Origin of the sequence: Aeromicrobium sp., from assembly GCF_025965075.1 — a bacterium.
Classification (GTDB): Bacteria; Actinomycetota; Actinomycetes; order Propionibacteriales; family Nocardioidaceae; genus Aeromicrobium.
This window is the reverse complement of sequence record NZ_JAOPXQ010000018.1, coordinates 1-7,531: the sequence shown is the minus strand read 5'-3', so window position 1 is coordinate 7,531 and position 7,531 is coordinate 1. Positions and strand designations below refer to the sequence as shown.

Annotated in this window: 8 protein-coding genes and 1 riboswitch; all 8 genes read right to left on the bottom strand. The window is 70.8% G+C overall.

Annotation, left to right across the window (positions count from 1 at the left end):
* The coding region (gene bluB / locus JWQ91_RS01020; RefSeq protein WP_297779600.1) for a 5,6-dimethylbenzimidazole synthase at positions 1–1,652 on the bottom strand (1,652 nt) is incomplete at its 3' end.
* Complete coding sequence (gene thiC, locus JWQ91_RS01015) at positions 1,649–3,340, bottom strand: phosphomethylpyrimidine synthase ThiC (RefSeq protein ID WP_297779596.1); 1,692 nt, start codon at positions 3,338–3,340, stop codon at positions 1,649–1,651. The genes bluB and thiC, both read right to left, overlap by 4 nt.
* A 7-nt stretch (positions 3,341–3,347) precedes the next feature.
* On the bottom strand, positions 3,348–4,139 hold the full coding sequence (thiD, locus tag JWQ91_RS01010) for a bifunctional hydroxymethylpyrimidine kinase/phosphomethylpyrimidine kinase (RefSeq protein WP_297779594.1): 792 nt from the start codon (positions 4,137–4,139) through the stop codon (positions 3,348–3,350).
* Entirely contained in the window at positions 4,136–4,711 is a 576-nt protein-coding gene (locus JWQ91_RS01005; protein WP_297779593.1) for a thiamine phosphate synthase, read from the bottom strand. Before JWQ91_RS01005 ends, thiD begins: the two co-directional genes overlap by 4 nt.
* A complete protein-coding gene (locus JWQ91_RS01000) occupies positions 4,711–5,469 on the bottom strand; it encodes a thiazole synthase (RefSeq protein ID WP_297779590.1) in 759 nt (252 codons plus the stop codon). The genes JWQ91_RS01005 and JWQ91_RS01000 overlap by 1 nt, the downstream gene beginning before the upstream one ends.
* A gap of 26 nt (positions 5,470–5,495) precedes the next feature.
* The gene (gene thiS, locus JWQ91_RS00995; RefSeq protein WP_297779587.1) at positions 5,496–5,678 is read right to left on the bottom strand and encodes a sulfur carrier protein ThiS; all 183 of its coding nucleotides are present in this window, start codon (positions 5,676–5,678) and stop codon (positions 5,496–5,498) included.
* A complete protein-coding gene (gene thiO / locus JWQ91_RS00990; RefSeq protein WP_297779585.1) occupies positions 5,675–6,805 on the bottom strand; it encodes a glycine oxidase ThiO in 1,131 nt (376 codons plus the stop codon). The genes thiS and thiO overlap by 4 nt, the downstream gene beginning before the upstream one ends.
* The gene (gene thiE, locus JWQ91_RS00985) at positions 6,802–7,413 is read right to left on the bottom strand and encodes a thiamine phosphate synthase (protein ID WP_297779582.1); all 612 of its coding nucleotides are present in this window, start codon (positions 7,411–7,413) and stop codon (positions 6,802–6,804) included. The genes thiO and thiE overlap by 4 nt, the downstream gene beginning before the upstream one ends.
* A riboswitch (TPP riboswitch) is annotated at positions 7,408–7,517 on the bottom strand. (Overlaps the previous gene by 6 nt.)
* Between the last annotated feature and the right edge of the window lie 14 nt (positions 7,518–7,531).

Genomic DNA, 7,531 nt, shown 5'->3' with positions numbered 1-7,531 from the left:
AGCATGGCCGAGGCCAACGCTGCGCCGACCCCCTCACCCACCCGCAGCCGCAGGTCCAGCAGCGGCTCCAGGCCCAGATGTTCCAGAACGGCGGGGTGCGCGCGTTCGCGGCTGCGCTGGCCGGCGACGAGATACGCCGCCGCTCCGGGCTCCATCCGGACGGCCACGAGGGCTGCGACGCTCGTGGCCAGGCCGTCGAGCACGCTGACAGCGCCGCTGGAGGCGGCGCCGAGCACCACACCGGTGAGGACACAGAACTCCGGTCCACCCAGGGCTGCGAGTGCCTCCTCGGGAGACAACCGGCCCAGGTCCCGTCCCATCTGGACTCGCGCGAGGGCCGCGTCCACCACATCGGTCTTGCGCCGCACCATGTCGGTGTCCGACCCGGACCCGAGTCCCACCACCTCTGTTGCTGAGAGGCCCAACAATGCCGCCGCGAGCGTAGCGGCCACCGTGGTGTTGCCGATGCCGACTTCTCCGAGCGCCAGGAGGACATGTTCGCGCCCTGCGGCGGCTCCGAGCTCTCGCCCCTGATCGATCAGCGCGGCGACCTGCGGGGCAGACAGGGGGTCGGAGCTGACGAGGTCACCTGTCGCGGTGCCGGCGTCCACCGAGGCGAACGACAAGCCTGCCGCTGCGGCGGCCACGGCACCGGCCGACTCGCCCGCGCGACCTGCCGCGAGGACGTCCTCGGTCACGGAGTCGCGGTAGGCGGAGATGCCGTGGGCCGTTGCCGGGTGCCGCCCCGCGACCACGATCAGCTGGCCGCTCGGGACGCTCTCGTGACGTCCCTGGGTCGCGGCCTCGACCCGGTCGACATAACGATCCAGCACCCCGAGTGAGCCCGGCGGGGTGAGCAGCTCGTCGGCGTCGTCCCGGGCTCGCACGAGGGCGTCGCCGCCGGGCGCTTGCAGCCGTGAGGGCGGCGGCGGGGCGGTCTCGCTCCACCTCTCGGCGAGGATCACCTCGTCGAGCGGCTGCCGCCGCGACCACCCGGCCCGTTCCAGGCCAGGGTCCGGCGGACGCTCGTCGGGCCAGCCCAGACAGAGCCACCCGAGCGTTTCCACGCCTTCAGGAGCACCGATCAGGTCCTTGAGGTCCTGCTGCTCGAACAGGGTGACCCAGCCGACGCCGAGACCTTCGGCCCGCGCAGCGAGCCAGAGATTCTGAATGGCGCACGCACACGACCACATGTCGGAGTCGGGGAAGGTGGCCCGACCGAGCACCCCTGCGGCGGGCGTCCGCCGGTCGCAGGCCACGACCACTCCAAGCGGAGCCTCCCGAATTCCTTCGAGCTGCAGATCCAGCAGCCGCCTGGCCGCCTCCGGGTCGAGCTGGCGTGCCTGCCGGAGTCGCTGCTCGTCGGCCATCCGGCCGGCCCGGTCCCGTGTGCCCGGGTCAGCGACCACGATGAACCGCCACGGTTGGCTGTGCCCCACGGACGGCGCCATGTGCGCGGCGGCGAGCACGCGGCGCACGATCTGCGGGTCCACGGGGTCGGGACGGAATCGGCGCACATCGCGACGGGCACCGACGACGTCGTAGAACGCCGACCGTGAGTCCTGGGGAAACGCCCACCCCTGGACCTCGGCGGCCCGATCGGCCGCCGAGGTCTGATCACCGAGGAGAGGCACCGGCCGATTCCACGTCATGGGGCCTGATCATAGGCAGGCTCGTCGACGTAGATCGACGAACCCAGCTCCACGAACTGGCTGGACTTCTCCTCCATGCCCGACGCCACATAGTCGCGGACGTCCTGGCTGATCCTCATCGAGCAGAACTTCGGACCGCACATGGAGCAGAAGTGCGCGGTCTTGCTGGCTTCCGCCGGCAAGGTCTCGTCGTGATAGGACTCCGCGGTGTGCGGGTCCAGCGACAGCGCGAACTGGTCGTGCCACCGGAACTCGAAACGCGCCTTCGACAGTGCGTCATCCCAGTCGCGAGCGCCGGGGTGGCCCTTGGCGATGTCGGCCGCGTGGGCCGAGAGCTTGTACGTGATCACACCGGTCTTGACGTCGTCACGGTTCGGCAGCCCCAGGTGCTCCTTGGGCGTCACGTAGCAGAGCATCGCCGTGCCGTGCATCGCGATGGCGGCGGCGCCGATGGCCGAGGTGATGTGGTCGTAGCCAGGTGCGATGTCGGTGGCGAGCGGGCCCAGGGTGTAGAAGGGGGCGCCGTGGCACCAGTCCTGCTGAAGGACGACGTTCTCCTCGACGAGGTTCAGCGGCACGTGGCCCGGCCCCTCGACCATCACCTGGACGTCGTGCTCCCAGGCCCGCTGGGTCAGCTCGGCGAGCGTGCGCAGCTCGGACAGCTGGGCCTCGTCGTTGGCGTCCGCCGTGCAGCCGGGCCTCAAGCCATCGCCCAGGGAGAAGGAGACGTCGTATCGCGCGAAGATCTCGCACAGCTCGTCGAAGTGCGTGTAGAGGAAGTTCTCCTCGTGGTGCGCCAAGCACCAACCGGCCATGATGGCGCCGCCACGCGAGACGATCCCGGTGATTCGTCGGGCTGTCAGGGGCACGTAGCGGAGCAACACGCCGGCGTGCACCGTCATGTAGTCCACACCCTGCTCACACTGCTCGATCACGGTGTCGCGATAGATCTCCCACGTCATCCGCGACGCGTCGCCCTCGACCTTCTCCAGTGCCTGGTAGATCGGCACGGTGCCGATGGGCACCGGCGAGTTGCGCACGATCCACTCGCGGGTGGTGTGGATGTCGTCGCCCGTGGACAGGTCCATCACGGTGTCGGCACCCCACGTGACAGCCCAGGTCATCTTGTCGACCTCTTCGGCGATCGAGCTCGTCACGGCCGAGTTGCCGATGTTGGCGTTGACCTTGACCAGGAACCGCTTGCCGATGATCATCGGCTCGGCCTCCGGGTGGTTGATGTTGGCGGGGATGATCGCGCGTCCGGCAGCGACCTCGGTGCGGACCAGCTCGACGTCCATGCCTTCGCGGATGGCGACGTACTCCATCTCCGCCGTGATGATGCCCTGGCGTGCGTAGTGCATCTGGCTGACGGTGCGGCCGGGCAGCGATCGGCGCGGGCGGGCCTGGTGCCCGCGCCACTGCTCGCGTGCCTGACCGCGTCGAACGGCCGCCTTGCCGTTGTCGAGCAGCTGGGCCTCGCGACCGTCGTACTCCTCGGTGTCACCGCGTTCGATGATCCACGCGCTGCGCAAGGCCGCAAGACCGACTTCCGGGTCGCTGCCGGGGCCTGCGGTTGCGTAGCGGTCGAAGGTGTCGCCATTGGTGAGTGCTACCCGGGTGAACGGCACCGCGACGTCGTCACGTGAGCCGGTGCGGTGGACGGTGCTGTGCGATGGGTGGATGTGCATAGTTCTCCTAGTGGGGGTGGGTGAGGACGTGGGCGACCGGGCCGCGGCCGCGGCCGAGCTCCCAGGGCGCGGCGACTCTGAGCGCCGCCGCCACGAATTCCTGGGCGAGCGTGACCGCGGCGTGCAGGTCGAGGCCGCGGGCCAGATGGACGGCCAGGGCCGCGCTGAACGTGCACCCGGTGCCGTGATCATTGCGGGTGGGGACGGCCGGGTGCTCGAAGATCTCCAGGTGACCCGAGCCGTCGACAACCACGTCGCGACACGTCCGCGTCCACGGATCACCTCCGGTGAGCACGACTGCCGGTGCGATCTCGTGCAGCGCTCGCGCGATCTCGACCGCCGGGCGATCGGGGTCGAGGCCGGTGAGCCGAACGGCCTCGTCGAGGTTGGGGGTCACGACGGTGCAACGGGGCAGCAGGACCTCGCGGTAGGCCGTGACGAGCTCGTCATCACCGAGGACGGCACCGCTGGTCGCCGTGAGCACCGGATCGACGACGAGCGGCACGGATCCGGCCGCCAGGTCGGCCACGACGCAGGCCACCTCCGCCGACCCCAGCATGCCGGTCTTGGCTGCGGCGACCGGCAGATCCTGCAGCACCGCGACGACCTGGGACTGCACATCGGCCGCGGACAGGGACACGACCCGGTGGACGCCGGTCGTGTCCTGTGCCGTGACCGCCGTGACGGCGCACGTTCCGTGCGCGCCCAGCGCCGCGAACGTGGTGAGGTCAGCGGCCAGGCCGGCTCCACCTCCCGAATCGGTGCCGGCGATCGACAGCACCACGGGCGGACTGCTCACGACAACCCCGCGAGCAGCTGCTCGGTCACGGCTGCCGGGTCCGCGGCGCGCATGACGGTCCCCATCACTGCGGCACCGTGCGCCCCGGCGTCGCGCATCTCGGAGACGTTGCCGACGTCGACCCCTCCCAGGGCGAGCACCGGCACCCCCTGGGCCGCCGCGACGGCCCGACGCACGCCGTCCACGCCGAGCGCCGGACCGTAGCCCGGCTTGGAGGCACTCATGGCGACCGGCGAGATGGTCACGTAGTCGGCGCCTTCGGCGACCGCCCGCGCGATCTCGTCGTCGTCGTGGCACGAACGGCCGTGCGTCCCGGCGGGCCCTGCCTTCGCGAGATCCTGGTGAGCGGCGAGGTGAACACCGTGGGTCCCGGGCAGCGGGCCACGCGCCGCGACAACCCGCACGTGCTCTCCGAGGAGCGATGCGAGATCTGCCCGTTGGTCCTCGGCGAGGTCCAGCTCACGGAGCACGACAGCAGCGAGCCCGGCTTCGGCGCACCGAGCCACGGTCGACACGAGGTCACGTCCGGGAGGCAGCTGGTGGCGATCGGTCAGCAGGAGCAGACGGAACATCAGATCTCGACCCGCCCGTGCATCGGGCTCGAGGCGCGGGCGTGCTCACGGCGCGGGATCCGCCCGGACGTTCGCGCCATCGCCCCGGCCTGCACCCCCAAGCGCATGGCACCGGCCATCGCGACGGGGTCTTCGGACCTGGTGACAGCCGTGGCCACGAGCACGGCGTCACAACCGAGCTCCATGGCCTGTGCCGCCTCGCTTGCCGTGCCGATACCGGCGTCCAGGACAAGAGGCACTGACACGGCCGCCCGCACGGACTCGATCGCGTGCGGATCGGCGATACCCCGCCCCGACCCGATCGGTGATCCGAGGGGCATGACCGCGGCGCACCCCACGTCGACCAGCCGGCGCGCGACCACCGGGTCCGCAGTGGTGTAGGGCAGCACCGTGAAGCCCTCGTCCACGAGGATGGCGGCGGCTTCCACCAGCTCGACCACGTCGGGAAGCAGGCTGAGCTCGTCACCGATCACCTCCAGCTTCACCCAGTCGGTCCCCAGCGCCTCCCGGGCGAGCTGCGCGGTCAGGACCGCCTCCCGAGCACTCCGACACCCAGCCGTGTTCGGGAGAAGACGCACCCCCAGGTCGCGCAGCGTCATCAGCAAGCCATTCGCCCCAGTGTCGGAGGTCCGCCTCATCGAGACCGTCACCAAGCCGGGTCGGCCCGCCGTGACGACTCGACACACGGTGTCGTGGCTGGTGAGCCCTCCAGTGCCGAGCCACAACCGGCTCGGCACCCTGGTGCCGGCGATCTCCACGCCCTCATCTGTGACGTCCACGGCGCTCACCCGCCTTGGCGCGCGGTGACGACCTCGATGCGGTCGTCCTCCCGCAGCACGGTCGAGGGCCAGTCGCTCCCACGGACGACGACGCCATTCACCGCGGCGGCCACGCCTCGGGCGTCCGCCACCAGGCTCGGCAGGCGGGCCCCGTCAGGCACCTCGCGGGGCTGTCCATTCACGGTCACGTGCATAGGTCCTCATCTCTGTACAGAAGGTCGAAGCGGTCGGGAAGGAAGGCGTCAACGGTCGACGGAGCTTCGCGCCCGGCGACGTAGGCACAGATCGCCGCTGCCGTGACGGGTGCCAGAAGCACGCCGCTGCGGTAGTGACCGCCGGCGAGCAGATGCCGGGCTGGCCCGTCGCTCGGGACATCCCCGATCAGCGGCCCGTTGTCAGGGCTTCCGGGTCGGTCCCGGGCAGTGATCTCCAGGATGTGGGCTGTCTCGAGGCTGGGGAGGAGCGCGCGTGCGGTCTCCAGGAGTCGCGCTACGCCGCCCACCGTCGGCATCGGCGCCGTCTCCTTGGTGACGTGCTCCTCCTCGGTCGCGCCGATCACGAGCTCCCCGTCACGACGTGGCACCACGTACACCCGTTCACCGTGAAGCCGAGCACGCAGCACGCACGCCGGGGCATCTGTCGTCCGAACGCGCACGATCTCTCCGCGCACCGGCCGCACGCGAGGCAGACCCGTGGCCCCGCTGGCCAGCACGACGACATCGGCCCGCAACCGCGTTCCGTCCTCCAGTGCGACACCGTCCGGCCGAGGAACGGCTCGCCGGTGCACCACGCGATCCCCGAGCACCGCGAGCAGCGCTTCCACCACCACACGCGGGTTGACGTGCATGTCGTCGGGGAGCAAAGCGCCCCCGACCATGCGGGTCGACAGCCGAGGTTCGCTGATCCTCAGCTCGCGCCGCCCGAGCTCATCGACCCGAACCCCGGCGCCGTCCAGGAGCCGACAGGTCCGGCGGACCTCCTCGAGGTCGTCGCGGTCGCCTGCCACCAACATCGCGCCGCCCGCACGGAGCTCGACGTCGACGCTCGAGCGCGCGCTGAGACTGGCGGCAAAGGACGGCCACCGCGCCAGGGACTCCTGACCGAGCCGGAGCAGAGCCTCTTCACCGAACCAGGCCTCGCCGCCCGGAGCAAGCATCCCCGCTGCGGCGTACGTCGCACCACCGCCCGGCGACGGATCGCAGACGGTCACGTCATGACCGGCTCGGACCAGCTCATCAGCGCAGGTCAGCCCCACGACACCGCCGCCGACGACCACCACCGACTGGCCCGTCCCGGGTGTGGCGAACCCGTTCACGCGGCGCAGACGAGGTCGACGATCTCCTTCGCGGCTCGGGGTGGGTCGAGTGCCTGCCACACGGCTGCCACCACGGCGACGCCGTAGGCTCCGGCGCGCAGGACGGTCGGGACCCGGTCGGCGGTGATGCCGCCGATCGCGATCGTGGGGATCGTCAGAGCAGCGGCGCTCAGCGCGTCCAGCCCGATCGGGTCGGGCAGAGCGGTCTTGGTCGTGGAGGCGTGCACCGGGCCGACCCCGGCGTAGTCCGCACCGTCCGCCCGCGCCCGCTGCGCGTCGGCACGACCACGGCAGGTCGCCCCGATCAGGAAGCCGGACGGGGCCAGCAACCGTGCGTCGGCGACGGGCAGGTCATCCGATCCCAGGTGCACGCCGTCCGCCCCCGCGGCCAACGCAAGGTCGAGTCGGTCATTGACGATCACCTGCGCTCCCCGGGGGTGAACGGCCTGCACCACGGCCCGAGTCCACACCACCAGCTGGCGGTCGGTCGCTTCCTTGGCGCGAACCTGGATGGCGTCCACCCCGGCATCGACGACTGCGGTCACGAGCCGGAGTGCCTCGTGGTCGAGGCGATCGAAATGGGTGATCAGATGAATACGTGGCAACACGTCGCAAGCACTTCCTTCGCCGGCATGACCCGGAGCAGGTTCGACGGTCGGGGCAGCCTCAGCCCCTTCTCAGCCCGATGCATCGGGCTCCCGTGTGGATGCTGACGACCATAGCATC

Coding starts and splice junctions, on each gene's coding strand:
- JWQ91_RS01005 (WP_297779593.1), bottom strand. CDS start 4,711: ATGTTCCGTCTGCTCCTGCTGACCGATCGCCACCAGCTGCCTCCCGGA.
- thiC (WP_297779596.1), bottom strand. CDS start 3,340: ATGCACATCCACCCATCGCACAGCACCGTCCACCGCACCGGCTCACGT.